The sequence below is a fragment of the Pseudomonas sp. RtIB026 genome (genome assembly GCF_016861355.2).
Lineage (GTDB): Bacteria > Pseudomonadota > Gammaproteobacteria > Pseudomonadales > Pseudomonadaceae > Aquipseudomonas > Aquipseudomonas peradeniyensis.
This window is the reverse complement of record NZ_AP023348.2, coordinates 3,857,993-3,883,374: the sequence shown is the minus strand read 5'-3', so window position 1 is coordinate 3,883,374 and position 25,382 is coordinate 3,857,993. Positions and strand designations below refer to the sequence as shown.

At 65.2% G+C, this 25,382-nt stretch carries 25 protein-coding genes and 1 pseudogene; 9 read left to right on the top strand and 17 right to left on the bottom strand.

The window, feature by feature from the left end:
* Positions 1-2 precede the first annotated feature (2 nt).
* From PRtIB026_RS17335 to PRtIB026_RS17325, 3 genes are all read right to left on the bottom strand, one after another.
* A complete protein-coding gene (locus tag PRtIB026_RS17335; RefSeq protein ID WP_203652546.1) occupies positions 3-560 on the bottom strand; it encodes a TetR/AcrR family transcriptional regulator in 558 nt (185 codons plus the stop codon).
* A 232-nt stretch (positions 561-792) separates the two neighbouring features.
* The gene (locus tag PRtIB026_RS17330) at positions 793-1,944 is read right to left on the bottom strand and encodes an acyl-CoA dehydrogenase family protein (protein WP_203652547.1); all 1,152 of its coding nucleotides are present in this window, start codon (positions 1,942-1,944) and stop codon (positions 793-795) included.
* Between the two features lie 16 nt (positions 1,945-1,960).
* A complete protein-coding gene (locus PRtIB026_RS17325; protein WP_203652548.1) occupies positions 1,961-3,031 on the bottom strand; it encodes an enoyl-CoA hydratase/isomerase family protein in 1,071 nt (356 codons plus the stop codon).
* 406 nt (positions 3,032-3,437) lie between these two features.
* Between PRtIB026_RS17325 and PRtIB026_RS17320 the strand changes: the two genes are divergently transcribed.
* The 3 genes from PRtIB026_RS17320 (at position 3,438) to PRtIB026_RS17310 (ending at position 7,250) form a co-directional block, all read left to right on the top strand.
* On the top strand, positions 3,438-4,286 hold the full coding sequence (locus PRtIB026_RS17320; RefSeq protein ID WP_203652549.1) for a helix-turn-helix transcriptional regulator: 849 nt from the start codon (positions 3,438-3,440) through the stop codon (positions 4,284-4,286).
* Positions 4,287-4,354: 68 nt separating this feature from the next.
* Entirely contained in the window at positions 4,355-5,845 is a 1,491-nt protein-coding gene (locus PRtIB026_RS17315; RefSeq protein WP_203652550.1) for an aldehyde dehydrogenase, read from the top strand.
* Positions 5,846-5,867: 22 nt separating this feature from the next.
* Positions 5,868-7,250 (top strand): aspartate aminotransferase family protein, encoded by a 1,383-nt coding sequence (locus PRtIB026_RS17310; protein WP_203652551.1) that lies wholly within the window; start codon positions 5,868-5,870, stop codon positions 7,248-7,250.
* Positions 7,251-7,380: 130 nt separating this feature from the next.
* On the opposite strand, the gene PRtIB026_RS17305 is transcribed toward PRtIB026_RS17310, so the two are convergent.
* From PRtIB026_RS17305 to PRtIB026_RS17270, 8 genes are all read right to left on the bottom strand, one after another.
* Complete coding sequence (locus PRtIB026_RS17305) at positions 7,381-7,782, bottom strand: ACT domain-containing protein (protein WP_203652552.1); 402 nt, start codon at positions 7,780-7,782, stop codon at positions 7,381-7,383.
* 102 nt (positions 7,783-7,884) lie between these two features.
* Positions 7,885-8,370 carry a DUF2878 domain-containing protein gene (locus tag PRtIB026_RS17300; RefSeq protein WP_203652553.1) on the bottom strand — a complete coding sequence of 162 codons (486 nt, stop codon included), beginning with the start codon at positions 8,368-8,370 and terminating at the stop codon, positions 7,885-7,887.
* A gap of 3 nt (positions 8,371-8,373) precedes the next feature.
* Positions 8,374-9,633 carry an SAM-dependent methyltransferase gene (locus PRtIB026_RS17295; RefSeq protein ID WP_203652554.1) on the bottom strand — a complete coding sequence of 420 codons (1,260 nt, stop codon included), beginning with the start codon at positions 9,631-9,633 and terminating at the stop codon, positions 8,374-8,376.
* Positions 9,608-10,417, bottom strand: coding sequence for a DUF1365 domain-containing protein (locus PRtIB026_RS17290; RefSeq protein WP_203652555.1), 810 nt, complete (start codon positions 10,415-10,417; stop codon positions 9,608-9,610). The genes PRtIB026_RS17295 and PRtIB026_RS17290 overlap by 26 nt, the downstream gene beginning before the upstream one ends.
* Positions 10,414-11,661, bottom strand: a complete 1,248-nt coding sequence (locus tag PRtIB026_RS17285) for an NAD(P)/FAD-dependent oxidoreductase (protein ID WP_203652556.1) — start codon at positions 11,659-11,661, stop codon at positions 10,414-10,416. The genes PRtIB026_RS17290 and PRtIB026_RS17285 overlap by 4 nt, the downstream gene beginning before the upstream one ends.
* 6 nt (positions 11,662-11,667) lie before the next feature.
* Positions 11,668-12,420 (bottom strand): SDR family NAD(P)-dependent oxidoreductase, encoded by a 753-nt coding sequence (locus tag PRtIB026_RS17280; protein ID WP_203652557.1) that lies wholly within the window; start codon positions 12,418-12,420, stop codon positions 11,668-11,670.
* Complete coding sequence (locus PRtIB026_RS17275) at positions 12,417-12,839, bottom strand: nuclear transport factor 2 family protein (RefSeq protein ID WP_203652558.1); 423 nt, start codon at positions 12,837-12,839, stop codon at positions 12,417-12,419. The genes PRtIB026_RS17280 and PRtIB026_RS17275 overlap by 4 nt, the downstream gene beginning before the upstream one ends.
* A gap of 105 nt (positions 12,840-12,944) precedes the next feature.
* Entirely contained in the window at positions 12,945-13,391 is a 447-nt protein-coding gene (locus PRtIB026_RS17270; protein ID WP_203652559.1) for a PAS domain-containing protein, read from the bottom strand.
* A 153-nt stretch (positions 13,392-13,544) separates the two neighbouring features.
* On the opposite strand from PRtIB026_RS17270, the gene PRtIB026_RS17265 reads away from it, so the two are divergent.
* Positions 13,545-14,432: a MerR family transcriptional regulator gene (locus PRtIB026_RS17265; protein ID WP_203652560.1), complete on the top strand. Its 888-nt coding sequence runs from the start codon at positions 13,545-13,547 to the stop codon at positions 14,430-14,432.
* Between the two features lie 7 nt (positions 14,433-14,439).
* Here PRtIB026_RS17265 and PRtIB026_RS17260 read toward each other — a convergent pair whose 3' ends face one another.
* The 4 genes from PRtIB026_RS17260 to PRtIB026_RS17245 form a co-directional block, all read right to left on the bottom strand.
* Positions 14,440-15,369, bottom strand: a complete 930-nt coding sequence (locus PRtIB026_RS17260) for a malate dehydrogenase (RefSeq protein ID WP_203652561.1) — start codon at positions 15,367-15,369, stop codon at positions 14,440-14,442.
* A 298-nt stretch (positions 15,370-15,667) separates the two neighbouring features.
* Complete coding sequence (locus PRtIB026_RS17255) at positions 15,668-16,363, bottom strand: anti-sigma factor (protein WP_203652562.1); 696 nt, start codon at positions 16,361-16,363, stop codon at positions 15,668-15,670.
* Complete coding sequence (locus PRtIB026_RS17250; RefSeq protein WP_203652563.1) at positions 16,360-16,899, bottom strand: sigma-70 family RNA polymerase sigma factor; 540 nt, start codon at positions 16,897-16,899, stop codon at positions 16,360-16,362. The genes PRtIB026_RS17255 and PRtIB026_RS17250 overlap by 4 nt, the downstream gene beginning before the upstream one ends.
* Positions 16,900-16,999: 100 nt before the next feature.
* Positions 17,000-17,533: a DUF3455 domain-containing protein gene (locus PRtIB026_RS17245; protein WP_203652564.1), complete on the bottom strand. Its 534-nt coding sequence runs from the start codon at positions 17,531-17,533 to the stop codon at positions 17,000-17,002.
* A 291-nt stretch (positions 17,534-17,824) separates the two neighbouring features.
* Here PRtIB026_RS17245 and PRtIB026_RS17240 point away from each other — a divergent pair, with 291 nt between their 5' ends.
* Positions 17,825-19,726 (top strand): potassium transporter Kup, encoded by a 1,902-nt coding sequence (locus tag PRtIB026_RS17240; RefSeq protein ID WP_203652565.1) that lies wholly within the window; start codon positions 17,825-17,827, stop codon positions 19,724-19,726.
* A 78-nt stretch (positions 19,727-19,804) separates the two neighbouring features.
* Here PRtIB026_RS17240 and PRtIB026_RS17235 read toward each other — a convergent pair.
* Positions 19,805-20,179: pseudogene (locus PRtIB026_RS17235) on the bottom strand (LysR substrate-binding domain-containing protein); the annotation flags it as partial.
* Positions 20,180-20,415: 236 nt separating this feature from the next.
* Between PRtIB026_RS17235 and PRtIB026_RS17230 the strand changes: the two are divergent.
* The 3 genes from PRtIB026_RS17230 (at position 20,416) to PRtIB026_RS17220 (ending at position 23,052) form a co-directional block, all read left to right on the top strand.
* On the top strand, positions 20,416-21,399 hold the full coding sequence (locus PRtIB026_RS17230; RefSeq protein WP_203652637.1) for a DUF1852 domain-containing protein: 984 nt from the start codon (positions 20,416-20,418) through the stop codon (positions 21,397-21,399).
* A gap of 27 nt (positions 21,400-21,426) precedes the next feature.
* Entirely contained in the window at positions 21,427-22,455 is a 1,029-nt protein-coding gene (locus PRtIB026_RS17225) for a methionine synthase (RefSeq protein ID WP_203652566.1), read from the top strand.
* An 87-nt stretch (positions 22,456-22,542) separates the two neighbouring features.
* Entirely contained in the window at positions 22,543-23,052 is a 510-nt protein-coding gene (locus PRtIB026_RS17220) for a flavin reductase family protein (protein WP_203652567.1), read from the top strand.
* Between the two features lie 179 nt (positions 23,053-23,231).
* Here the strand turns inward: PRtIB026_RS17220 and PRtIB026_RS17215 are convergent, their stop codons facing one another.
* A complete protein-coding gene (locus PRtIB026_RS17215) occupies positions 23,232-24,146 on the bottom strand; it encodes a LysR family transcriptional regulator (protein ID WP_232857215.1) in 915 nt (304 codons plus the stop codon).
* Between the two features lie 207 nt (positions 24,147-24,353).
* On the opposite strand from PRtIB026_RS17215, the gene PRtIB026_RS17210 reads away from it, so the two are divergent.
* Positions 24,354-25,376 carry a zinc-dependent alcohol dehydrogenase family protein gene (locus tag PRtIB026_RS17210; protein WP_110738667.1) on the top strand — a complete coding sequence of 341 codons (1,023 nt, stop codon included), beginning with the start codon at positions 24,354-24,356 and terminating at the stop codon, positions 25,374-25,376.
* Positions 25,377-25,382 lie beyond the last annotated feature (6 nt).

Here is a 25,382-nt window from a genome sequence, read left to right as displayed (position 1 = left end):
CGTCAGCCCTGTGGCCGGGCACCGTTGAGGAACAATTGCTCGACCGTCTGCGCAGTGTTGGCGCTGGCGGCGCGACCGCGGTGCTCGGCATCGACCATGCCGTAGATCATGGTCATGAATATCTCGGTGAACACTGCCGCGCTGATGTCGATGCGTAGCACGCCCAACTGCTGGGCACGCAGGAAGAACGCATCCATGGCCTGGATATAGACCTGCCAGCGCAGGTCCTCGGCGTCGTTGAGCAAGGTATCGGGGCGGTACTGGAACATCAGGAACATCAGCAGTTCGCGATGCTTGAGGTGTTCGGCGATCAGGTGTCGGATGCCGGCCAGCGGTTCGACGCGCTCAAGGTCGGCTTCAAGAATGACCTGGTTGAGCACCTGCTCGCCATGGTCCTCGAGCAGTTTCACCAGGTTGTCGCGGGTGCCGCAGAAGCGGTGCAGGGTGGCCTTGCTGACCCCGGCGGTTTCCGCCAGCTCCTTGAGGGTGGCGCGGGGGTGGACGACAATGGCCTGGGCCAGGGCCTTGAGCAGGCGCTCTTCCTGGAGGGTTCTACGCATGTGGGACCTCGAGTCGGGGTTCGGCGACGAAATATCCACAATTGTATCATATGAGACGAATAAATCTCATAAAGGGGCACGCCCCGTGTAGGAGCGGCCTTGTGCCGCGAAAGGGCTGCGCAGCAGCCCCGGGATTTCAGCGTAAATGCAAAGATTGCCGGGGCCGCTTTGCGGCCCTTTCGCGGCACAAGGCCGCTCCTACAGAGGGGCGCGTATAACCTGATGCCTTGCCTCAGACCGTATAGTGCTTCAACTCACGCGCAATCAGCATGCGCTGGATCTCGCTGGAGCCCTCGTAGATCTGGGTAATGCGCGCATCGCGATAATACTTCTCCACCGGGTAGTCTTCCAGGTAGCCGTACCCGCCATGCACCTGGATCGCCATCGAGCAGACCCGCTCGGCCATCTCCGAGGCGAACAGCTTGGCCTGGGAGGCTTCCGACAGGCAAGGCTTGCCGGCGCTGCGCAGGCGCGCGGCATGCAGGATCAGCAGGCGAGCAGCGTTGACCTGCACCTGCATGTCGGCCAGCAGGTTGGCGATGCTCTGGTGCTCGTTGATCGGCTTGCCGAACTGGATGCGCTCGCGGGAGTAGGTCAGCGCCGCCTCGAACGCCGCGCGGGCAATGCCCAGGGCCTGGGCGGCGATACCGATACGCCCGCCTTCGAGGTTGGACAGGGCGATGGCCAGGCCCTTGCCGCGCTCGCCCAGCAGGTTGGCGGCCGGGATGTGGCAGTCGTCCAGGGTCACCGCGCAGGTGTCGGAGGCACGAATGCCCATCTTGTGCTCGCTGCGGTCGACCTTGAAGCCTGGGTTGTCGGTCGGCACCAGGAAGGCCGAGAGGCCTTTCTTGCCCAGTTCCGGGTCGGTCACGGCAAAGACGATGGCCAGCTTGGCCCGGCGGGCGTTGCTGACGAACTGTTTGGCGCCGTTGATGACCCACTGGCCATCGACCAGCTCGGCGCGGGTGCGCAGGTTGTGGGCCTCGGAGCCGGCCTGGGGCTCGGTCAGGCAGAAGCAGCCGATCGCCTCGCCACTGGCCAGTCGCGGCAGCCAGGCCTGCTGCTGCTCGGGCGTGCCGTAGGCCAGCAGCGGGCCGCAGCCCACCGAGTTGTGGATGCTCATCATCGCCCCGGTGGCGCCATCGGCGGCGGAGATTTCCTCGACCGCCAGGGCGTAGGCGACATAGTCGGTGTAGCTGCCGCCGAACTGCTCCGGGGCGACCATGCCGAGCAGGCCCAGTTCGCCCATCTTGCGCACCACGTCATCGTCGATCCAGCCGGCCTTTTCCCAGGCCTGGGCATGGGGCGCGATCTCGCCGCGGGCGAAATCGCGGGCCATGTCGCGGATCATGATCTGCTCTTCGCTCAGTTCCAGGTCTTGCATCTGTGTACTCCCGGGCTCACAGGCCTTCGAAGAATTGGTCGACCCGCTGGGCGGTGAGACCGGCCAGGGTCGGCGGGTTCCAGCGGGGTTGCTTGTCCTTGTCGACGATCAGCGCGCGCACGCCTTCGATGATGTCGCCGTGGGCGAACCACTGGCGGTCGATGTGCAGTTCCATGGCGAAGCAGTCTTCCAGGGCCAGGTGGCGGCCACGGCGCAGCAGTTCCAGGGTGACCGCCATGGCCAACGGCGAGCGGGTTTCCAGCAGGTCGGCGGTGTCCAGCGCCCATTGGCGGCTGTCGCCGATGGTCACGGCGCGCAGTTGCTCGATGATGCTCGGCAGGTCGGGCAGGGCGAAGAAGTGGTCGATCACCGGGCGCAGTGTCGCCAGCGGCGCGTCCGCCAAGGTCTGTGTGCCCTGCTTGGCGAGCAAGCCTTGCAGGTCCTTGAGCGGGTTGGCGCCGAAGGTCAGGCGGTCGAGCCCGTCATCCAGGGCCGCGAGCTGCTCACTGTCGACGTACCAGTCGGCCAGGCCGCAGTAGAGGGCATCGGCAGCCTTGATCTGGCTGCCGCTGACGCCCAGGTAGATACCCAGTTCGCCCGGTACCCGGGGCAGGAAGTAGCTGCCGCCGACATCCGGGAAGTAGCCGATGCCCACCTCGGGCATGCCCAGGCGGCTGCGTTCGGTGACGATGCGCAGGTCGCAGCCCTGGGCCAGGCCCATGCCGCCGCCGAGGGTGAAGCCGTCCATCAGCACCAGCACCGGCTTGCGGTAGCGGTGGATGCACAGGTCCAGGGCGTATTCCTCGACGAAGAAGTCCTCGTGCAGCTTCTCGCCGGCCTTGTAGCTGTCGTGCAGCGAGCGGATATCGCCACCGGCGCAGAAGCCCTTGGGGCCCTCGCCACGCAGCATCACGGCGTGCACCTGCGGATCCTGGGCCCATTGGTCGAGGTGGCGCTGCAGGCTGCGTACCATGTCCAGGGTCAGGGCGTTGAGGCCGGTGGGGCGATTAAGGGTGAGGTGGCCAATGTGGTTGCGGACCTCGGCCAGTACCTGATCCGTTGCCGAGGGTTGAGCGTGCGCGGTCATCGCGGTCTCCCTGCTTTGTTATTGATTTTCCAAGTGAAGTCCTGGAATGCGCGGGCGGATCGAACGATCCTGTCATGCAAAATTACCCTGCACAATTGGCAAATCTGCAGGGTTACCCTGCATTTTTGTCGCCATGCGCATTCCAAGTCTGATGCAGCACTGTAGCAACTCCACGCCCCCTGTAGGAGCGGCCTTGTGCCGCGAAAGGGCCGCAAAGCGGCCCCAGGATTTCAATACTGATGCGAAGGTCGCCGGGGCCGCTTGCGGCCCTTTCGCGGCACAAGGCCGCTCCTACAGGGGGACGTGCAGCAATTGAGACTGGCTCCTCACCCCGAAGGGTGATAGCCGCCCCGTCCCCCCCATGAAACAATCCCGCCCAGCACTCACCCTGGCGGGGACAACAACAATGAGCAACGCCCAGCTGAATTCGCCCGACTGGTACGCGCAGATGGCCCGCGTGGTCGACGCCATTGGCACGCCCGGCTTCGTCGAGGCGTTGTTCGCTGCCCTCAACCAGCTGGCGCCGTGCCAGGCCATCACGGTGTTCCTGTACCCGCGCAAGGGCTTGCCGTCGGCGCTGTTCGCCAAGGACGACGAGGGGCCCTGGCTGCCCGAGGGCAATGTGCAGAAGTACCTCGAAGGCTACTACCTGCTGTGCCCGTTCTACCGCGCCTGCATGGACGGCATGCCCGCCGGCTGCTACCGCCTGAGTGATGTCGCGCCCGATCATTTCAAGCGCAGCGAGTACTACACCTCCTTCTACCAGCATGCCCACCTGGAGGACGAGCTCAACTACCTGGTGCCGCTGGACGCCCAGCTGTCCATCGCCGTGGCCCTGGGCAGCACCCGGCGCCTGGGCAGTCGCCAGGTGGCCGAGCTCAAGTGCATCGCCGCCTGGGTGGTGGCAGTGGTGCGCCGACACTGGGGGCAGCTGGATGCCGAGGCCCTGGGCGGACGCTTCGAGAGCGCGCTGGGGCGGCAGATCAACGCCGCGCTGAACAATTTCGGCTCATCCCTGCTCACCGAGCGTGAATGCCATATCGCCCAATACCTGCTGCGCGGCCATTCCACGCGCTCGCTGGCCGAGCGCCTGGGGATCAGTGAGGACACCGTCAAGACCCACCGCAAGAACCTCTACGCCAAGCTCGACATCGCCACCCAGGCCGAGCTGTTCTCGCTGTTCATCGCCTCGCTGGCCCAGGCCCAGGAAGGCCTGAGCAAGGACCCACTGGAAAGCTACCTGCGACGGCGCTGAACCACCGTTTCACCTCATCCAGACAACGACAATCACCGGCCCCGCGTGTGGCCGGAGGGGAGACCTGCGTGCATACGAAAAGCGATTGGCTGCAGCGCGCTGCACGGCAAAGCTTCATCACCACCGCGTTGATCGACGGCCGCCCGGTGGCGGCTCGTGACGGTGCCACCTTCGCCGCCATCAATCCGGCGACCGAGCAGTGCCTGGCCCAGGTCGCCGCCTGCGCCGACCACGAGATCGATCAGGCGGTGCGCGCCGCCCGTCGCGCCTTCGAGCACGGGCCCTGGGCACGCATGGCGCCGGCCGAGCGCAAGCGCGTGCTGCTGCGCCTGGCCGAGCTGATGCTGGCCCACCGCGAGGAACTGGCGCTGCTTGACTCGCTGAACATGGGCAAACCGGTGATGGACGCCTACAGCATCGACGTGCCCGGTGCTGCGCATGTGTTCGCCTGGTATGGCGAGGCGCTGGACAAGCTCTACGACCAGGTCGCGCCGACCGCCGCCAGCGCCGTGGCAATGATCAGCCGCGAGGCGCTGGGCGTCATCGGCGCGGTGGTGCCGTGGAACTTCCCGTTGGACATGGCCGCCTGGAAGGTCGCCCCGGCACTGGCCGCAGGCAACAGCGTGGTGCTCAAGCCCGCCGAGCAGTCGCCATTCTCGGCCCTGCGCCTGGCGGAGCTTGCATTGCAGGCGGGGTTGCCGGAAGGCGTGCTCAACGTGGTGCCGGGCCTGGGTGAAACCGCGGGCCGCGCCCTGGGGCTGCACCCGGACGTGGACTGCCTGGTGTTCACCGGCTCCACCCAGGTGGGCAAGTACTTCATGCAGTACTCGGCGCAGTCCAACCTCAAGCAGGTGTGGCTCGAATGCGGCGGCAAGAGCCCGAACCTGGTGTTCGACGACTGCCGCAACCTCGACCTGGCAGCGCAGAAAGCGGCGTTCGGCATCTTCTTCAACCAGGGCGAGGTGTGCTCGGCCAACTCGCGGCTGTATGTGCAGCGCTCGATCCATGACGAGTTCGTCGAGCGCCTGCTGCGCCAGGCCCGTGAGTGGCTGCCGGGCGACCCGCTGGATCCGGCCAGCCGCGCCGGCGCCATCGTCGATGCAGGGCAGGCCGCGCGCATCGAGGCGGCCATCGCCCAGGGCCGGGCCGAGGGCGCGCGCCTGCTGTGCGGCGGCGAGCGGCTGAGTGTCAACGGCTCGCAGAACTTCATCACGCCAACGATCTTCACCGATGTGCGCCAGGACATGGCCCTGGCCCGCGAGGAGATCTTCGGCCCGGTACTGGCGGTCAGCGCCTTCGATGACGAGGAGCAGGCCATCGCCTTGGCCAATGACAGCGTCTACGGCCTGGCCGCGTCGGTCTGGAGCGACGACCTCAACCGCGCCCACCGCGTGGCCCGGCGGCTCAAGGCCGGCACGGTGTCGGTCAACACCGTCGACGCTCTGGACGTGACCGTGCCGTTCGGCGGCGGGCGCCAGTCGGGCTTTGGCCGCGACCTCTCGCTGCATTCGTTCGACAAGTACACCCAGCTCAAGACCACCTGGATCCAGCTGCGCTGACATTCACCCGAGGAGAACAACAATGAACGCACCTTTTGCGCCCAAACGCGACACCCGCGACTACCAGGCCAGCGACGCCGCCCACCACATCCACGCCTTCCTCGACCAGAAGGCGCTCAACGCCGAGGGGCCACGGGTCATCACCCGGGGTGAAGGCCTGTACCTGTGGGACAACGACGGCCGCCGCTACCTGGACGGCATGTCCGGCCTGTGGTGCACCCAGCTCGGCTATGGCCGCAAGGACCTGACCGCCGCCGCCGCCGCGCAGATGGACCAGCTGGCGTACTACAACATGTTCTTCCACACCACCCACCCGGCGGTGATCGAACTGTCCGAGCTGCTGTTCAGCCTGCTGCCGGGCCACTACAGCCACGCCATCTACACCAACTCCGGCTCCGAGGCCAACGAGGTGCTGATCCGCACTGTGCGTCGCTATTGGCAGGTGGTCGGCCAGCCGAGCAAGAAGATCATGATCGGCCGCTGGAATGGCTACCACGGCTCGACCCTGGCGGCCACGGCGCTGGGCGGGATGAAGTTCATGCACGAGATGGGCGGGCTGATCCCGGACGTTGCGCATATCGACGAGCCGTACTGGTTCGCCGCGGGTGGCGAGCTGACCCCGGCCGAGTTCGGCCGACGCTGCGCCCTGCAACTGGAGGAGAAGATCCTCGAGCTGGGCGCCGAGAACGTTGCCGGTTTCATTGCCGAGCCGTTCCAGGGCGCCGGCGGCATGATCTTCCCGCCCGAGAGCTACTGGCCCCAAATCCAGCGCATCTGCCGCCAGTACGATGTGCTGCTGTGCGCCGACGAGGTGATCGGCGGTTTTGGTCGCACCGGCGAATGGTTTGCCCACCAGCACTTCGGTTTCGAGCCCGACACCCTGTCCATCGCCAAGGGCCTGACCAGTGGCTACGTGCCCATGGGCGGGCTGGTGCTGAGCAAGCGCATCGCCGAGGCGCTGGTGGAGCGGGGCGGGGTATTCGCCCACGGCCTGACCTATTCCGGTCACCCGGTGGCAGCAGCGGTGGCGGTGGCTAACCTCAAGGCCCTGCGCGACGAAGGCATTGTGCGCCAGGTCAAGGACGACACCGGGCCATACCTGCAGCGCATCCTGCGCGAGGTATTCGCTGATCATCCGCTGATCGGCGAGGTGCAGGGCGCCGGGTTGGTGGCGGCGTTGCAGTTCGTCGAGGACAAGGCCACGCGCAGGCGTTTCGCCAATGAGAACGACCTGGCCTGGCAGTGCCGCACGTTCGGCTTTGAAGAGGGGGTGATCATTCGCTCCACCCTGGGGCGCATGATCATGGCGCCGGCGCTGGTGGCCAGCCGAGGCGAGCTGGATGAGCTGGTGGAGAAGACCCGTATTGCGGTGGATCGGGTGGCGGGGATGGTTGGCAGACGCTGAGTCTGGCTTGAGATCCTGGGGCCGCGTTGCGGCCCTTTCCGGCCGGTCCGACGCCTCGGCTAGGCCGCTCCTACAGGGGTACGCGATCCGGGTAGGAGCGGCCTTGCGCCGCGAAAGGCCTGACTTATGATTATCCAGCGTTGTCTGACAGCGCCTTCAACACCGTCATGGCGCTCTGGGCGTCGTCGACACCGACAAAGATGTGGTCATGGTAATAGGCCGCCACTACGTTGCAGCTGATGCCCGCCTTGCCCAGCGCGGTGGCGAACGCCGCAGTCAGGCCCACGGCCTCGAGGGAAGAGTGGACGGTCAGCGTGATCCAGGCGCAGACATAGGTGTAGGGCAGCTGCATCGCGTCCGCGACCGTTCGCTCCAGGATGACCGTCCAGCCTTCGCGCTCCCTGAAGCTGCCTACAATGTTCAGGTCTTGCAGCTGCGAGGCGTCAGTGACCGTGGCAAAGACATATTCGCCATCATTGAGTTCGGGCCTCATGGACTGGAGAAGTTTTTCAATCGAGGTTTCGCCATGCATCGCCTGGGCTCCTTGAGTTGTGAGTCGGCAGTCTAGAGCGTTCACCGGGGGCGAATGAAATTAGCATTGCACGCAGGGCATTAGGACAATCGATTTCGCCGCTCAGCGCCACGCTGCCAGGCGTACCAGCGCGGGCAGCAGCGCCCAGATCGGCGCCAGCAGCAGGGCGGTGGTGACCGCGCCCAACGGCAGGTCGACCTGTGCCAACCGGGCACCGGCCAGATAGGCCAGCGGCCCGCCCAACGCACCCAGCACCGCCCCGCGCCAGAACGGCTGGCCGGCCCAGGCCAGGCTATGGCGCAGGCCGCTGGCCAACACCAGCCACATCAAAACCAGCCACACGGGTAGCGGACGGCTGTCGAAAGTAAACATGCCAATCGCGCCCAACAGGCTGTCCACCAGGCAGCCGGCCAGCGTCACGCGCAGTAGCGCCCAAGCCTCGCCAGGGCGGTCCTGACAGAGGTATACATGCACCGCCATGACCGGCGGCACCACCAGCAGCAACCCGGGCCATCGGGCGCCGAGCACGCACAGCCACCAACCGGCCTGCAGCCACAGGGCATTGGCGATCAGCCAGCCACGGCGCATGGGTCAGTGCCCGGGCAACGGAGCGCGCCGTGCCAGGGGAGCTGCCCAGAGCAACTGGGCGACGCCGATGGCGCGCTCCTCGAAACCGCCCTGGCAGTAGCACAGGTAGTACTCCCACAGGCGCTGGAACATTTCGTCGTAGCCGAGCGCCGTCAGCACACCGCGGGCCTGGCGCAGGTTGTCGCGCCAGTGCCGCAGGGTGCGGGCGTAGTCCAGGCCGAAGTCCTCCAGGTGCACGAGGTTCAGTCCTGTCTGGCGGCTGGCGGTGTCGAGCAGCACGCTCAGCGACGGCAGGGCGCCGCCGGGGAAGATGTAGCGCTGGATGAAGTCCACCGAGCGACAGGCCTGGGCATAGCGCTGGTCGCGGATGGTGATGGCCTGCAGGAGCATCAGCCCGTCGGGCTTGAGCAGCGTGGCGCACTGGCGAAAGTACACAGGTAGGTAACGGTGGCCGACGGCCTCTATCATCTCGATCGAGACCAGTTTGTCGAAGGTGCCCGCCAGGTCGCGATAGTCCTGGCGCAACACCGTCACACGGTGCTCCAGCCCCAGCGCCTGGACGCGCTGCAGGGTGAAGGCGTACTGGGCCTCGGAGAGCGTCGTGGTGGTGACCCGGCAGCCGTGCCGGGTCGCGGCGTGGATCGCCAGGCTGCCCCAGCCGCTGCCGATCTCCAGCAGGTGATCCTGCGCACGCAGTTCGAGCTTGCGGCAGATCTGCTCCAGCTTGTTCAGCTGGGCCTGCTCCAGGGGTTGCTCGGGGTGTTCGAACCGGGCCGCCGAGTACATCATGGTCGGGTCGAGCAGGTGTTCGAACAGGACGTTGCCCAGGTCGTAGTGGGCCAGGATATTGCGTTTGGCGCCGCGCCGGTTGTTGCGGTTCAGGCGATGCAGCAGGCGCAGCAGGGGGCGACCCAGACGCGCCAGGCCACCCTCCAGGGCGTCCAATACCTCCAGGTTGGCCACGAACAGCCGGGTCACGGCCGCCAGGTCCGGGCTGTGCCAGTAGCCATGGATGTAGGCTTCGCCGGCACCGATCGAGCCATTGCCGGCCACCAGGTTCCAGGCCGCGCCCTCAAGGATCTCCACTTCGGCCTGCAACGGGCTGTCGGTGTCGCCGAAGCTCCATTGCCGTCCCCGCTCGCGCAGCCGCAGGTGGCCGTGGCGTAGCTTGCCCAGTTGCGCCAGCACCGCGCTGCGGGCCAGTCCACCCAATAGCGGTGTGAGGCCTGCAGATTTGCTAACGCTCAGGGTGGGGTTCGACATGGTCGGGCTCCTCGCGGCGATGGCCGAGCGCCAGGGTGCCCTGGCTGGCGGTATGGTCGTGAACGGGGACACGCTTGAACAACAGGCGCAGTGCTTGCCAGTAGATGGCCGAGACGGTGCGCAGGCTCATCCAGGGGAAGGACAGCAGGTAGCGATGCAGCGCGGCGCGGTCCAGCGGCTGGCGGCGCACGGCGAGGTCGGCTTCGAAGACCTTCTGGCCGTCTTGCCAGTTCTCCATGTGCACGTGAATCCGCTGCGTATCGAGATGGAAGTGCAGGCGGTAGTCCATGGCCATCGGCAGGAAGGGCGATACGTGGAAGGCCTTGGCCATGGTGAACGGTTGCTCGAGGCCGTCCCGCACCGGCAGCACATAGTGGAAGCGCTCGCGCCACGGCGTGTTGCGCACTTCCAGCAGAATCGCCGCCAACTGCTCGTCGCGGTCATGGCAGAAGTACAGGCTCACCGGATTGAACGACAGCCCCCAACTGCGCAACTGTGTCAGCAGGCGCACCGGGCCTTCGGGAACCTGGCCGGTGGCCTGGCTGACCAGTCGGCGGGCGGCCTGGGCCAGCGGCTCGCCCTTGCCGGTCAGCGCCGGCAGGTAGTCGGTCTCGCGCCAGCTCAAGGGCGCCAGTCGCCAGCGCCCCACCCAGCGCGACAGGCCCAGCAGCCGGGCCTGCTCGTCGAGGTCCAGGTAGAACATGCCGATCTGGTAGCGGAAGGCATGCTGCCGGGGCCCCAGGCGCCGATGGCTGACCCAGCCCGGGCACAGGCTGCTGTTCACAATTGCTCTCCGAAGTGTTCGGCGACCTTGAGCGCACTGACCACGCCGTCTTCGTGAAAGCCGTTGCCCCAGTAGGCGCCGCAATAGTAGCTGTGGTGCTGGCCCTGCAGCTCGGCCTGGCGGGCCTGGGCGGCGGTGGCGGCGAGGCTGTATTGGGGGTGGGCGTACTGGTAGCGGGCGATGATCTGCGCCGGGTCTACACGTGAGGTCTGGTTGAGGCTGACGCAGAAGGTCACCGGGGCCTGGATGCCCTGCAGGATGTTCATGTTATAGGTCAGCGCGGCCGGGGCCTGTTCGGGGCCGCCCAGGCGGTAGTTCCAGCTGGCCCAGGCCTTGCGCCGGCGCGGCAGCAGGCGGGTGTCGGTGTGCAGCAGCACATCGTTGCTGGCGTAGGTGATCGCCCCGAGCACCGCGCGCTCCTGGGCGCTGGGTGCTTCCAGCAGGGCCAGGGCCTGGTCGCTGTGGCAGGCGAACACCACGTTGTCGAAGCGCTCACTACCGGCCTTGCCGTGCAGGGTGACGCCGCCTTCGTCGCGGCTCACCCGGTCGACCTTGCACGCCAGGCGAATGCGCTCGGCGAACGGTCGGCACAGCGGTGCGACATAGCTGCGCGAACCACCCTCGACGACCCGCCACTGCGGACGCCGGTTCACCGACAGCAGCCCATGGTTGCGACAGAAACGCACGAAGAACTGCAGGGGGAAATCGAGCATGTCCGCCCGTGACATCGACCAGATTGCCGAGCCCATCGGCACGACGTAGTGCTCGATAAAGCGCCGGCCATAGCCCTGTGCCTGGAGGTAACCGCCCAGGGTGGTGGACGGGTCGATGCGCTCGCGGTCCAGGTCGGCCAGGGCCTGGCGGTTGAAACGCAGGATGTCGCGCAGCATGCCCCAGAACCCCGGCGACACCAGGTTGCGCCGTTGCGCGAACAGGGTGTCGAGGTTGTGGCCGTTGTATTCGAGGCCGCTGTCCGGGTCATGCACCGAGAAGCTCATCTGGGTCGGACGCGAGGCGACCCCAAGCTGGTCGAGCAAGCGGATGAAGTTCGGGTAGGTCCAGTCGTTGAACACGATGAAGCCGGTGTCCACTGCGTGGCGCTCGCCGTGCCAGGGCACTTCGACGGTATGGGTGTGGCCACCGATCCAGTCCTCGGCCTCGAACACCGTGACTTCGTGGCGGCGCGACAGCAGGTGGGCGCAGGTCAGGCCGGCGATGCCGCTGCCTATGATCGCGATGCGCATGGCGGGCTATTCCTGTGGCCGTCTTGCCAGGCGTCGACCCAGCGCCAGGCGCCAACGCGGCGGCAGCGCGCCGAGCAGGCGCAGGACCAAGGTGAACGCAGCGGGGAAGTTGATTTCCAGCGGCCGCCCGGGCAGGCGCCGGGCGATATGGCGGGCGGCGCGCTGCGCCGTCCAGCGCTGGGGCATGGGGAAGTCGTTGCGCCGGGTCAGGGGCGTATCGACGAAGCCGGGGCTGACCAGGGTGACATCGATGCCTTCATTGGCCAGGTCGATGCGCAGCGATTCGATCAGGTAACGCACGGCGGCCTTGGATGCGCCATAGGCGCCGGCCCGGGGCAGGGCGAGCCAGGCCACCGAACTGCCCATCACCACCACATGCGGGCGCTCGCCACGGCGCAGCAAGGGCAGGGCGATGGCCAGGCAATGACACAGGCCCAGCAGGTTGGTGCGCACCACGCGCTCGACCAGGTCAGGGTCGAATCGACCCGGCTCCAGGTATTCACAGGTCCCGGCGTTGAGGATCACGCCATCGAGTGCGCCCCAGGCTTGCTGCAGTTCCCCGGCGATCAACGCCAGCCGTTCGCGGTCGTCGATATCGCCAAGGGCCGCCAGCGCCTGCCCGGGAAAACGTTCGACCAAGGGCGCCAGGCGCTCGGCGCAGCGGCCTCCCAAGGCTACCTGGTGCCCCTGTTCCAGCAGTTGCGCGGCCAGCGCCGCGCCGATGCCGCTGCTGGCGCCGGTCAGCCAGTAGCGGCTCATGCCAGCCGACCCTTGAGCCAGCGGATGGCGCCGCCCATGACCGGGACATGTTCATAGAGCAGGGCACCGGCGTCGAAGTAATCCTGGTGAACCTGTACCCGCTGCTGCCATTGCAGATGGCTGCAGCCCTGCAGGCTGATGGGCCGGCCACCGGCCAGACGTGGATGGCGAAAGTGCAGGGTCCAGCGCAGGTAACCCTGCCCGGGCCGGACCTCGTCGGCGCCGGTGAAGGCATAGCGGATGTCGTGGGCGTTGGAGTAGAGCTGGGCGAAGTACGCCTTCAGGGCCGGCAGGCCATCGACCCGGTGCAGCGGGTCGCGAAAGCTGACATCTTCGCTGTACAGGTTTTCCAGCGACTCCAGGTTGCCCCGGTGCAGGCGGGCGAAGCATTCGGCGAACTGCTGCAGGTAGTCTGACATGCGCGGCTCCGGGCAATCCTGTACAACGATGGCGAGTTGTACAGGTATGACTGAAGCCTAGGACTAAAATTGTACAAACACAATCTTCTTGTACAGATTTTGCCGTCAGCGTCCGGCTGCCGCCAGCGCCTCGCGCAAGCGCGCGACCTCCGCTTCCAGTTCACGCACTTTCTCCTCGGCGGCCACCTGGGCCGTGACATCGCGCTGGATACCAATGTAGTAGGTCAGTTGGTCGGCTTCGTTGCGCACCGGGGTAATCGACAGCTCGTTCCAGAACGGGCTGCCATCCTTGCGGTAGTTGCGCAGCACCTGGCGGCAGGGGCGGCCTGCGCGGATCGCCTGGCCGATGGCGGCGACGCCCGGCTGGTCATGGTCGGTGCCTTGGAGAAAGCGGCAGTCCTGGTAGAGGATGTCGTCCGTGGTGTAGCCGGTGAGCCGTTCGAAGGCCGGGTTTACGTAGATGAGAATGCTGTCGTTGCCCTCCTGTTCGGCGACGACGATGCCATCGTTGGACTGCTCGACCATCAGTTGCAGGAGTTTCGCGTTGATCATGGAGCTCACCTGTCGGATCGTGTGTGCGAATGCGCAGCGTAGCTTCCGTGCGAGAACCTCGGGCGCGTGTGCCGACCATGATGACCCAAGCAGGCTCGCCGCAACAGGTACCCATGGGGTTAGAATGTGTCTTCACCCATTCGAACCCTGGCCATGACCGACGCCCCTTCCTTCGACTTGCTGCCCATGCGCGACGTGGTCAGCCTGACCGGCATCAACCCCGTGACGTTGCGCGCCTGGGAGCGCCGCCATGGCCTGATCAGCCCGCAGCGCACCGAAGGCGGGCACCGGCTGTACACGGCCAGGGATGTCCAGCGCATTCGCGACATACTGCGCTGGACCGGCAATGGCGTGCCTATCAGCAAGGTTGGCGGGTTGCTCGCCGGCCAGCCCGAGGCGCCCCCCGCGCAGGACGATGCCTTTCACGACTGGCGCCTGGCCGTTGTCCGGGCGACCAAGGCGTTCGACGCGCAGGCTTTGGAAGGCATTCACGGGCAGTTGTTCACGCTGTTGCCCAAGGCCTCGGTGATGCACGAGGTGTTCATGCCGGTGTGGCGCGAGCTGGCCGAAGGTGAGGCTTTCGGCGAGCGCAGCCAGTGGCTGTTCCTGGACACTTTCCTGCGCGCCCGTCTGCTGCTGCGCCTGCACATGAACCAGGCCGATGCGCCACGGGTGCTGCTGGCCGGCGCCGAGGGCCTGGCCGAGCTGCAGTTGCTGTGTGCCGGCCTGCTGCTGAGTGATCGGCGCCAACGCATCGAGGTGCTGGGGTGTGGCCAGCCGCTGGAGGAGCTGGCGCTGGTGTGCAGGGCAATCCAGCCGGCGGTGCTGGTGGTTGCGGTGCGGGGGCCGGTAAGCGCGGCCTTGGCGAAACGACTGCGTTCGTTGCAGATGGAGATCGCTTGCCCGCTGGCGCTGGTGGGCGAGGGGCTGGGGGCTTCGCAGGCGATGCTGCAGGGGATTCCGGTGTGTCTGCTGGATGAGTGTGATCCTCAGGCGCCCGGCATGCTTGATGCGTTGATCAGGGGCGCCCTGGACCTGTGATGGCTACCTACAGCGCTTTCATCTCCGCAATATCCCGCGCCACCTGATCCGCGGAGCGGTCGAACATCGCCTGTTCCTGCGCATCCAGCGGCAGCTCGATCACCCGCGTGATGCCCGCGTCCGAGAGCACGCAGGGAACCCCCATGGCGATATCCGTGCGTCCATACTCGCCCTCGAGAATCGCGACCGCCGGCAGGATGCGGCTGCGCCCGTTGGCAATCGCATCCACCATCTGCGCGATCGCCACGCCCGGCGCATCGCAGGCGCTGCCGACCTTCTTCAGGGCAAGGATCTCGCCGCCACCTTTACGGGTACGCTCAACGATCTGCTCGATCTGCTCACTGGACAGCAAGTGCGCCAGCGGCACCGCACCGACCATGCAATAACGCATCAAAGGCACCATGCTGTCGCCGTGCCCACCCAGGACCAGCGCCGTGATATCCCGTGCCGAAAACCCGGTCTGCTCGGCGATGAAACATTTCATGCGCGCGGTATCCAGCACCCCCGCCTGGCCGAACACCTTGTCGCGGCCCAGTCCACTCAGGCTCCAGGCCCGGTAGGTGAGCACGTCGACCGGATTCGACACCACCAGCACCGTCGCGCTCGGCGCCTGCTGTTTCACATCGCGCATGATGCCGTCGAGTATCGGCAGGTTGATGGCCAGGACATCCTGGCGCGACTGGCCAGGCTTGCGCGGCACGCCCGCAGTGATCACCACCAGGTCGGAACCCTGCAGCAATTGCGCATCCGACCCGCCGTGCACCTTGGTATCGGACCCGGACTCCACCGCCGCCTGCCAGACATCCAGCGCCTTGCCCTGCGCCAGCTCACCCTGGACGTCGATCAGCGCCAGTTCACGGCAGAGCGCGTCCCGGGCGATGACCTGGGCCGCTGCCTCACCGACGATACCGGCACCCACGATTGATAGTTTGTTCACCTCGCACCTCCTCGTGGCTCGCGTTACCCGCAACACGCGCGCCTGTACAGGGAAGTATTGCCTGCCCGGGCGAAAAGGCTACCCGAGGTGGAGCCCTGTGGGCCCTTGGAGCCATCCCTTTCAAGGTTTTTGCGTTTTTTGGGATATGGCCGCTCTAATTCAAGATTGCCGGGGTCGCTTTGCGACCCTTTCGCGGCACAAGGCCGCTCCTACAGGCGACCGCGCCCCCCTGTAGGAGCGGCCTTGTGCCGCGAAAGGGCCGCAAAGCAGCCCCGGCGATTCGAAGCCGGACGCCAATTCAGAGCACTTTGACCGCCCGCCCGATGAACTGCACAGGCCCGTTCGGACGTCCGCTTGCAGAGCCACCCGCATTCTCCAGGGTCAGCTCGAACAACTGGTTGGGCTCAACCGCAGGCAGGCGCTCCAGCGGCACGGTGACCTGCTCCCCAGGTTTGATCAGCCCGAGCGAGATCGGTGCCGGCCACTGCTCACCCTTGGTCCAGAACTGCAGGACCTTGTCGCCCGGGACCTCGGACTTGCCCAAGGGAATCAGCTGGATCTGGTCAGCGCCACGGGCCTGGACCACCCAACCAGGTGCCTGGGTGGCAGGCGCCACCAGCACGACCATATAGGTGGTGGCAGGCGGCTGTACCGTCAGCAGTGCAAGACCCAGTAACAGACTGGCTGCAAGGCCGGCACCGGCCAGCCCTTGCCACAGCCCCAGGCGTCGCCACCATGAGGGCTGGGCAGGGCGGTCGCCCAGGCTACGGTTGATCCGTTGCCACAGTCGGGGACTGGGCGCAAGTGGCGTGGCCAGCGCGTTCAAGCCCAGCAGTCGCTGCTCCCAGGCGTCCACGGCGTCACGCAAGGCACGGTCCCTGTCCAGGCGCTTGAGCACGGTCTCCTGCTGTTCGGCCGACAACGTGCCTAGCACGTACTCCCCGGCCAGTTGCTCGAGGTCATCGGTGCTTTCGTTACCCGGCTCGTTGGTCATCCCATGCACTCCCGCAGCGCCTTGAGGCTGCGTTTTATCCACGACTTGACCGTGCCCAGCGGGGTGTCGAGCAGGCGGGCGATCTCGGCATGGCTGCAGCCGTCGACGTAGGCATGCAGGATGCACTTGCGCGGCGCGGCGTCGAGCTGGTCGAGGCAGCGGTGAATCCTCGGTGCATCGGCCTGCAAGGTCATGTCATCGTGATAGGGCGCGATATCGACGGTGGCAACATCGTCGATCACCACTTCTCGGCGGCTGTCGCGTATGAAATTCAGGGCCAGGTGCCGGGTCAGGCTGTACACCCAGCCACGCGCCGAGCCTCGGGCCGGATCGAAGCTGTCCGCGCGGGTCCAGATGCGGATGAAGGCGTCATGGACGATGTCCTCGGCGGTGGCGTGGTCGCGGGCGATGCGCCGGGCCACGCCGAGCAGCCGGGCACCCTCCTGGTCGTAAAGCGCCTGCAGGGCGCCGCGATCGCCCCTGGCACAGGCCTGGAGACAGCGCTCGTAGTCGAATGGCGTCGTGGGCAGGTTCAAGGTCGGGCCGATCCTCATGCTACCGGGAGCCCCGGCCGGTCGGCCGGGGACTGTCGATGAGCGTAGCTCAAGGGTGCTGGCGCGCCTTGCGCGCAGGCCCTCAGTTGGCGGCCCAGAAGATGTAGTCGGCCTGGTACTTGACGATCTGCTTCTCGCCCTTGTTCTGCGCCGTGCAGGCGGTCTGCGGGGCGACACCGCCACGGGTGGCCAGGCGCTGGACGAAGCTGACGCCGCTCATGGCGCCCTTGCCCTCGGCGGGATTGGCCTTGACCAGCTGGTACGGCAGGTCACCCTTGGCCGCCGGGGCGACGGCCAGCTGCGTGCCGGTGATCTTCGAGCCGTCCTTGGCCTGCCAGGTGGCGGGCGGGCCGAAGTAATCGCCCACGGCCTTGCCGTTCCGGTCCTTGAGCACGGCCTTGGGGCCGACGAAGGTCCATTCGGTCTGGCCGGGAGCGTCGGCCTTGTCGCGGCATTCGTAGGTGATTTCGCCGACACCGACGGTTTCCAGCGCTACCTTGTGGCCGTCCGGCACCTTGACGGCATCGGGGACCCCGGTCTGGGCGTGGGCGGTCGGCAGCAGCATGGCCAGGGCGAGGCCGCAGGCGGTCAGGAACGAAACGTGTGCGATGTTCATCGAGCGATCTCCTGGTGGGGGCATGGCAGGGCATTCAGCTGTTGCCCTGAGTTGAATACCCACCAGAACGGGATCTGGATGCACTCAAGCGTAAAAAGAGAGACCTGGCCGACGGAGCGCAAGGTGGCCAGCAGTCTTCCTCCGAAGTCGAGCGCTCATCGGGCAATGGCGTTTCTTTACGCTTTCTTTATGCCGGCCTTTGCAGCTTGAGAAGATACTGGCGCGGTTTTTCTGCCCCCCAGCCTGCCTGCCCGCATTCAGTGTTTACGCAATACTGACGAGACGTTACCTGTGAGCCAATCCGCAATCGTTGAAAGCCCGTCCCACGCCAACAAGAGCACGGGCATCGGCCTGCTGGTCGCCGCCGTCGGGGTCGTCTATGGCGACATCGGCACCAGTCCCCTGTACACGCTCAAGGAGGTGTTTTCCGGCCATTTCGGCGTGCAGGCCAACCTTGAGGGGGTGCTGGGCATCCTGTCGCTGGTGTTCTGGTCGCTGATCTGGGTGGTCTCTGTGAAGTACGTCCTGTTCATCCTGCGCGCCAGCAACCAGGGCGAGGGCGGAATCATGGCGCTGACCGCGCTGGCCAGGCGGGCGGCACGTCCCTATCCGCGGCTGAGCAAGGTGCTGGTGCTGCTGGGGCTGTTCGGCGCGGCGCTGTTCTACGGCGACAGCATGATCACCCCGGCCATCTCCGTGCTGTCGGCGGTGGAGGGCCTGCAGTTGGGCATCGACGGTATCGAGCACTGGGTCGTGCCCCTGGCGGTGGTGGTGTTGGTCGGGCTGTTCATTATCCAGAAGCATGGCACCGCGCGTATCGGCATCCTGTTCGGGCCGGTGATGGTGCTGTGGTTCGTGGTGCTGGGGGCGCTCGGCATCCATGGCATCGTGCAGCGGCCCGAGGTGCTGCAGGCGCTGAACCCGTCCTGGGCGGCGCACTTCTTCGTCGCCCATCCGGGCATCGGCGTGGCGATTTTGGGTGCCGTGGTGCTGGCCTTGACCGGTGCCGAGGCGCTTTATGCCGACATGGGGCACTTCGGCCGCAAGCCGATTTCCCGCGCGTGGTTCATCCTGGTGCTGCCGGGCCTGGTGCTCAACTACTTCGGCCAGGGTGCGCTGATCCTCGACAACCCGGCGGCGGTGCGCAACCCGTTCTACCTGCTGGCCCCCGAGTGGGCGCTGCTGCCGATGGTCGCGCTGGCCACCCTGGCTACCATCATCGCCTCGCAGGCGGTGATCTCCGGCGCCTTCTCGCTGACCCGCCAGGCCATCCAGCTGGGCTATGTGCCGCGCATGTTCATCCAGCACACCTCCAGCGAAGAGCAGGGGCAGATCTATATCGGCATGGTCAACTGGGCGCTGATGGTCGGCGTGGTGCTGCTGGTGGTCGGCTTCGAGTCGTCCAGCGCCCTGGCGGCGGCCTACGGCGTCGCGGTGACCGGCACCATGCTGATCACCACGCTGCTGGCCTCGGCGGTGGTGCTGTTGCTATGGAAGACCCCGCGCTGGCTGGCGATTCCCTTGCTGCTGGGCTTTCTGCTGGTGGACGGCCTGTACTTCACCGCCAACGCGCCGAAGATCCTGCAGGGCGGCGCCTTCCCGGTGATCGCCGGCCTGGCGCTGTTCGTGCTGATGACCACCTGGAAGCGCGGGCGCAGCATCATCGTCGAGCGCCTGGATGAAACCGCCTTGCCGCTGCCCTTGTTCATCGCCAGCGTGCAGGCGCAGCCGCCCCATCGCGTGCAGGGCACGGCGGTGTTTCTTACCGCCCGCTCCGATGCGGTGCCCCACGCGCTGTTGCACAACCTGCTGCACAACCAGGTGCTGCACGAGCAGGTGGTGCTGCTGACGGTGGTGTCGGAGGATTCGCCGCGGGTGACGCAGGACAAGCGCTTCGAGGTCGAGGCGTTCGGCCAGGGCTTCTTCAGGGTCAGCCTGCACTTCGGCTTCATGGAGGAGCCCGACGTGCCCCTTGCCCTCAGCCACAGCAGCACGACCGAGCTGGACTTCAGCCCCATGCGCACCACCTACTTCCTGAGCCGGGAAACCGTGGTGCCGACCAAGCGAATCGGCATGGCCAAGTGGCGCGAGCACTTGTTCGCCTTCCTGTTGAAGAATGCCAACAGCAACCTGCGGTACTTCAAGCTGCCGCTGAACCGGGTGATCGAACTGGGGACCCAGGTCGAGATGTGAGAGCGCTCAGGGGATGGACCGCCAGCCCAGGCCGGTTTCCATCCCCCGGCAGCGAACAATGGTCATGCCTCGGCACCCTCATGTCGCTATTCCCGACACGACATTCACCCCCTCCAGCGTTGCAAACGAAATGTCCTTGGCCGTCAGCAGGAAATCGCTGACATAGGGCACTTGCAGCATGTCGCTGCGGATCGCGGCGTACAGTCGGGCCTGCAACCCATTTTCGCCCAGGCGCTTGGCGGTCACATAACCACGCGAGCTGTACTCGTGCAGCGTCCAGTTGGGCAGGCAGCACACCCCGCGGCCCGAGGCGACCAACTGCATCATCATCACCGTCAGCTCCGAAGTCCGCACCTGCGCGGGCTCGATGTCCGCGGGCTCGAAAAAACGAGTGAAGATGTCCAGGCGGTGGCGCTCGATGGGGTAGGTGATCAGCGTCTGGCTGGCCAGGTCGCCGCGCTCCAGCGCGGGCAGCGGCATCGTGCAGGCTATCGGTATCGCGCAAGGCGTGCATCGTGCGCAGGTGCCTTGGATTGATCATGAGTGGAATTAAAGATCATCTCAAGAAAAATGAGTTTGTCTCATTGTGGCCGTTTATTGACAATCTCCCCATTGAATTTTTCCTTCGAAGCCGGGCAAGCAGGAAGACTTTTCAGGATCTATTTCGGGAATCAGGGTGCCGGGTCACAATGAATAAAACCTTCACGTTCGCCATTAAAAGTATTCGTTTCGACGAGGACTATCTGCCTGCGGACAACACCCGCATCACCACCAACTTTGCCAACCTGGCCAGGGGCGCGAGCCGCCAACAGAATCTGCGCAACACGCTGGCGATGATCGACAATCGCTTCAATGCCCTGGCGCATTGGGACAACCCCAAGGGTGACCGTTATTCGGTAGAGCTCGATATCGTTTCCGTCGAGATGAAGATCGCGGGTGAACAGGCAGGCGATGCCTTGCCGTTGATTGAGATCCTGAAAACCAGCATTGTCGACCACAAGACCAACGAGCGCATCGAAGGCATTGTCGGGAACAATTTCTCCTCTTACGTGCGGGACTATGACTTCAGCGTGCTGTTGCTGGAGCACAACAAGGGGCAGTCCGGTTTCAGTACGCCGGAGGCGTTTGGCGAGCTGCACGGGAAACTGTTCAAGCGCTTCGTGAATTCGAGCGCTTTCAAGGAACACTTCAACAAGCCGCCGGTCATCTGCCTGAGCGTTTCGAGCAGCAAGGCCTATCACCGCACTGAAAATCAGCACCCGGTCCTGGGTCATGAATACCAGCAGGATGAGTACTCATTGACCGATGAGTACTTCGCCAAGATGGGCCTGAAGGTGCGCTATTTCATGCCGCCGAACAGTGTCGCGCCCCTGGCGTTTTACTTTGCCGGCGACTTGCTGGGTGATTACAGCAATCTCGAGCTGATCAGCACCATCAGCACGATGGACACCTTCCAGAAGATCTACCGCCCCGAGATCTACAACGCGAACTCGGCGGCAGGCAAGTCCTATCAACCCAGCCTGAAACACCAGGACTACTCGTTGACTCGAATTGTCTACGATCGCGAAGAGCGCAGCCGTCTGGCCATAGAGCAAGGCAAGTATGCCGAAGAACAATTCATCAAGCCGTACCACGCCGTGCTGCAGCAGTGGTCCGCTCATCACGCTGTTTGAACGATCGAATACACAAGGCCTTGCGTCATGAAAAAACTACTCCCCACTTCGACTGCCGGCAGCCTGCCCAAACCGTCCTGGCTGGCCCAGCCGGAAACCCTCTGGTCGCCCTGGAAACTGCAAGACGAGGCGCTGGCCGAGGGCAAGCAGGATGCGTTGCGTCTGTCGTTGCACGAGCAACAACTCGCCGGTATCGATATCGTCAGTGACGGTGAGCAGACCCGTCAGCATTTCGTCACCACGTTCATCGAGCACCTCGACGGCGTCGACTTCGAGAAGCGTGAAACCGTCCGCATTCGTGACCGCTACGACGCGAGTGTTCCGACGGTCGTGGGCGCCGTGGCTCGTCAGAAGCCGGTGTTCGTGGAGGACGCCAAGTTCCTGCGTCAGCAAACCTCGCAGCCGATCAAATGGGCGCTGCCAGGCCCCATGACGATGATCGATACGCTGTATGACGCGCACTATAAAAGCCGCGAAAAGCTGGCCTGGGAATTCGCCAAGATCCTCAACGAGGAAGCCCGCGAGCTTGAGGCTGCCGGCGTTGACATCATCCAATTCGACGAACCCGCCTTCAACGTCTTCTTCGATGAAGTGAATGATTGGGGCGTTGCCACCTTGGAGCGGGCGATCGAAGGCCTGAAATGCGAAACGGCCGTGCACATCTGCTACGGCTATGGCATCAAGGCCAACACCGACTGGAAGAAGACCCTGGGTTCCGAGTGGCGCCAGTATGAGGAGGCGTTCCCCAAGCTGCAGAAATCCAAGATCGACATCGTCTCGCTGGAGTGCCACAACTCCCACGTTCCGATGGACCTGATCGAGCTGATCCGCGGCAAGAAGGTGATGGTCGGGGCCATCGACGTGGCCAACCATGCCATCGAAACCCCGGAAGAAGTAGCCAACACCCTGCGCAAGGCCCTTCAGTTCGTGGATGGCGACAAGCTCTATCCGTGCACCAACTGCGGCATGGCCCCGCTGCCGCGTGCCGTGGCACGCGGCAAGCTCAATGCATTGAGTGCAGGTGCAGAGATCGTTCGCCGGGAACTCTTGAAGTAAAACCGAGCGCGATGTGAGAGGGCAGGGGCGTGCAGCTTCAGCCCTTTCCCATTGTTGGCAGGTTGTATCTAACATTCAGGATTTACTATGTCGCTTCCCTGTACTGCTATCGAGCCGTTGCGCTTTCGCGAAGCGCTCGGGCATTACGCCTCCGGCATCACGGTGATCACCTCGCACAGTGATGGCGAACCGCTTGGCTTTACCTGCCAGTCGTTCTACAGCGTGTCGATGAATCCGCCGCTGGTGTCGTTCAGCGTCATGTCCAGTTCGGCCAGCTATCCCGGAATTCGCCAGGCCGGCCGTTTCGCGGTCAACATCCTGTCAGGCGAGCAGGTCGGGATTTCCAACCAGTTCGCCCGGCGAGGCACGGACAAGTGGCAAGGCATCGACTGGCAGACATCGCCGCTGGGCAATCCGATCATTGCCGGCAGCCTGCACTGGCTCGATTGTGAGATTCACGCCGAACACGCTGCCGGTGATCACCTGATCGTGATTGGCGAGGTGAAGGCGTTGAACGTGCAGGACGCCGACGCCGCGCAGCCACTGCTGTATTTCAAGGGACAGTATCGTAGTCTCGCCGCAGTGGATGCGGCTTGAGTCTTCATTCATCATGCGCGCGATCATATTACTGCGTCAGGTACAAAGGTTGCGCCTAGGGTGGTGTACAGCAGCCACAAAATGCTGCTCACCATCCACAGACTCGATAGCGTAAAAAGCGAGATCCATTGCACCGCGTTACCGAACCGGCGCTTGGGCACGCGAATGGGACTTTCGACCTACAGGCTGTCCGGATCGCCGAAGAACATCTGTATCCGCGACCGCAACCACTTCTCCGCCGGATCATTGTCCTGCGCCCCACGCCAGGCCATGTGCAGCTCGAAGGTGCGCACCTCCAGCGGCAGGTCCTCTGCCCGCAACCCACCCGCCGCGGTCAGCGCATCGGCCGTGTAGTCCGGCACCGTGGCGACGATATCGGTCCCCGCCAGCAAACTCCCCAATCCGTTGAACTGCGGCACCGCCAACACCACGTGGCGCTTGCGGCCGATCTCGTCCAGTGCCTCGTCGATGAACCCCGAGAGGTCGCCGGCGAACGACACCAGGGCATGGGGCCGGGCGCAGAAGTCATCCAGGGTGATGCTGCCGGGCATGCTGTCGGCGCGCAGCAGCTTGGGCATGCTGCGGCGCAGCACCTTGCGCTTGGCGTTGGCGGGGAGTTCGTTGGTGTAGCTCACGCCCACCGAGATTTCACCCGAGGCCAGCAGGGTGGGCATCAGCAGGTAGTTGACCCGGCGCACCACCAGGACAATGCCGGGGGCTTCGGCGCGGATGCGCTTGAGCAGCTGCGGCAGCAGGGCGAATTCGGCGTCGTCCGACAGGCCGATGCGGAACACCGCGTTGCTGGTGGCCGGGTCGAACTCGGCGGCGCGGCTGACGGCGGTGGAGATCGAGTCCAGCGCCGGTGACAGCAGGGCGAAGATCTCGTGGGCCCGCGCCGAGGGCTCCATGCTGCGGCCGGTGCGCACGAACAGCGGGTCGTCGAACAGGTTGCGCAGGCGCGACAGCGCGGCGCTGATCGCCGGCTGGCCGAGGAACAGTTTCTCGGCGGCGCGGGTCACGCTGCGTTCGTGCATGAGCGTTTCGAACACGATCAGCAGGTTGAGGTCTACGCGACGCAAGTCGTTACGATTCATTCGATGCGGCTCGCCTGAAGTGGGGCAGGGGTGAATCTTAAGGCCAAAGGCTGGTACCCTGCACCGATTTCCGGGTGCCAATGCACAGATTTGTCAGGGGCCCAATCAATGACAGGCATGTCGACTATTAACAGCCACTGATGGTCCAACCGTGAAAGCCCGGATAAAGTCCGTGGTAATACGAGATTCACACAGGCGAGGTATGCGATGTCCCGCATGATCCGTTTCCACAAGTTCGGCCAGGCCGATGTGCTCCGATGCGAGGAGCAGGCCGAACCGTCCCCGGCTACCGGCGAGGTGCAGATTCGCGTCGAGGCGATCGGCGTCAGCTGGTACGACGTGCTCTGGCGGCAGAACCTGGCGCCGTCCCAGGCGCGGCTGCCGGCCGGCATCGGCCACGAGATGGCCGGCGTGGTCACCGCCGTGGGCGAGGGTGTGGACGATATCGCGGTGGGCGACCGGGTCGCCAGCTTCCCGGCCACCAGCGCCAACGACCACCCGGTGTATGGCGATGTGATCGTCCTGCCGCGCAGCGCCATCACCCGTTACCCGGATGTGCTGACCCCGATCGAGGCCAGCGTGCACTACACGCCGCTGCTGATCGCCTATTTCGCCTTCGTCGACCTGGCGCGGGCCAAGGCCGGGCAGACCGCGCTGGTCACCGACGCCAGCCACTGCGCGGGGCCGGCCTTCGTGCAACTGGGCAAGGCCCTGGGGCTGAAGGTGTTCGCCGCCACCAAGGAACCCGAGCAGCGCGAGTACCTGCTGGGCCTTGGCGCCGACAAGGTGATCGTCACCGAGGAACAGGACCTGCTGATGCAGATCGGCAAGTACACCGATGGCCGTGGCGTGGACATGGTCCTCGACGGCATGGGCGGCCCGCAGATGTCGCTGCTCGGCGATGTCCTGGCGCCGCGTGGCAGCCTGGTGCTGTACGGCCTGCAGGGCGGCAACCAGACGCCGTTCCCGGCCTGCGCGGCGTTCCAGAAGAACATCCAGTTCCATGTGCACTGCATCGGCAACTTCACCGGCAAGCCGGAGCTGGGCATCGCCCAGGACCAGGTGGCCCTGCAGCGGGCGCTGCGCGACATCAACCAGTTCACCGCCGACCAGCTGCTGACGCCGCAGATCATCAAGGTGTATCCGTTCGAGCAGGTGGTCGAGGCGCACCGGCACATGGACGAGTGTCCGTGTGGCGGGCGGGTGGTGCTGGATATGGGTGTGCACTGAAGCCAC

Bases quoted from the DNA above. Each gene is read 5' to 3' on its own strand.
- PRtIB026_RS17335 (WP_203652546.1), bottom strand. From the start codon at position 560: ATGCGTAGAACCCTCCAGGAAGAGCGCCTGCTCAAGGCCCTGGCCCAG.
- PRtIB026_RS17330 (WP_203652547.1), bottom strand. From the start codon at position 1,944: ATGCAAGACCTGGAACTGAGCGAAGAGCAGATCATGATCCGCGACATG.
- PRtIB026_RS17325 (WP_203652548.1), bottom strand. From the start codon at position 3,031: ATGACCGCGCACGCTCAACCCTCGGCAACGGATCAGGTACTGGCCGAG.
- PRtIB026_RS17320 (WP_203652549.1), top strand. From the start codon at position 3,438: ATGAGCAACGCCCAGCTGAATTCGCCCGACTGGTACGCGCAGATGGCC.
- PRtIB026_RS17310 (WP_203652551.1), top strand. From the start codon at position 5,868: ATGAACGCACCTTTTGCGCCCAAACGCGACACCCGCGACTACCAGGCC.
- PRtIB026_RS17305 (WP_203652552.1), bottom strand. From the start codon at position 7,782: ATGCATGGCGAAACCTCGATTGAAAAACTTCTCCAGTCCATGAGGCCC.
- PRtIB026_RS17300 (WP_203652553.1), bottom strand. From the start codon at position 8,370: ATGCGCCGTGGCTGGCTGATCGCCAATGCCCTGTGGCTGCAGGCCGGT.
- PRtIB026_RS17295 (WP_203652554.1), bottom strand. From the start codon at position 9,633: ATGTCGAACCCCACCCTGAGCGTTAGCAAATCTGCAGGCCTCACACCG.
- PRtIB026_RS17285 (WP_203652556.1), bottom strand. From the start codon at position 11,661: ATGCGCATCGCGATCATAGGCAGCGGCATCGCCGGCCTGACCTGCGCC.
- PRtIB026_RS17280 (WP_203652557.1), bottom strand. From the start codon at position 12,420: ATGAGCCGCTACTGGCTGACCGGCGCCAGCAGCGGCATCGGCGCGGCG.
- PRtIB026_RS17275 (WP_203652558.1), bottom strand. From the start codon at position 12,839: ATGTCAGACTACCTGCAGCAGTTCGCCGAATGCTTCGCCCGCCTGCAC.
- PRtIB026_RS17270 (WP_203652559.1), bottom strand. From the start codon at position 13,391: ATGATCAACGCGAAACTCCTGCAACTGATGGTCGAGCAGTCCAACGAT.
- PRtIB026_RS17265 (WP_203652560.1), top strand. From the start codon at position 13,545: ATGACCGACGCCCCTTCCTTCGACTTGCTGCCCATGCGCGACGTGGTC.
- PRtIB026_RS17255 (WP_203652562.1), bottom strand. From the start codon at position 16,363: ATGACCAACGAGCCGGGTAACGAAAGCACCGATGACCTCGAGCAACTG.
- PRtIB026_RS17245 (WP_203652564.1), bottom strand. From the start codon at position 17,533: ATGAACATCGCACACGTTTCGTTCCTGACCGCCTGCGGCCTCGCCCTG.
- PRtIB026_RS17230 (WP_203652637.1), top strand. From the start codon at position 20,416: ATGAATAAAACCTTCACGTTCGCCATTAAAAGTATTCGTTTCGACGAG.
- PRtIB026_RS17225 (WP_203652566.1), top strand. From the start codon at position 21,427: ATGAAAAAACTACTCCCCACTTCGACTGCCGGCAGCCTGCCCAAACCG.
- PRtIB026_RS17220 (WP_203652567.1), top strand. From the start codon at position 22,543: ATGTCGCTTCCCTGTACTGCTATCGAGCCGTTGCGCTTTCGCGAAGCG.
- PRtIB026_RS17215 (WP_232857215.1), bottom strand. From the start codon at position 24,146: ATGAATCGTAACGACTTGCGTCGCGTAGACCTCAACCTGCTGATCGTG.
- PRtIB026_RS17210 (WP_110738667.1), top strand. From the start codon at position 24,354: ATGTCCCGCATGATCCGTTTCCACAAGTTCGGCCAGGCCGATGTGCTC.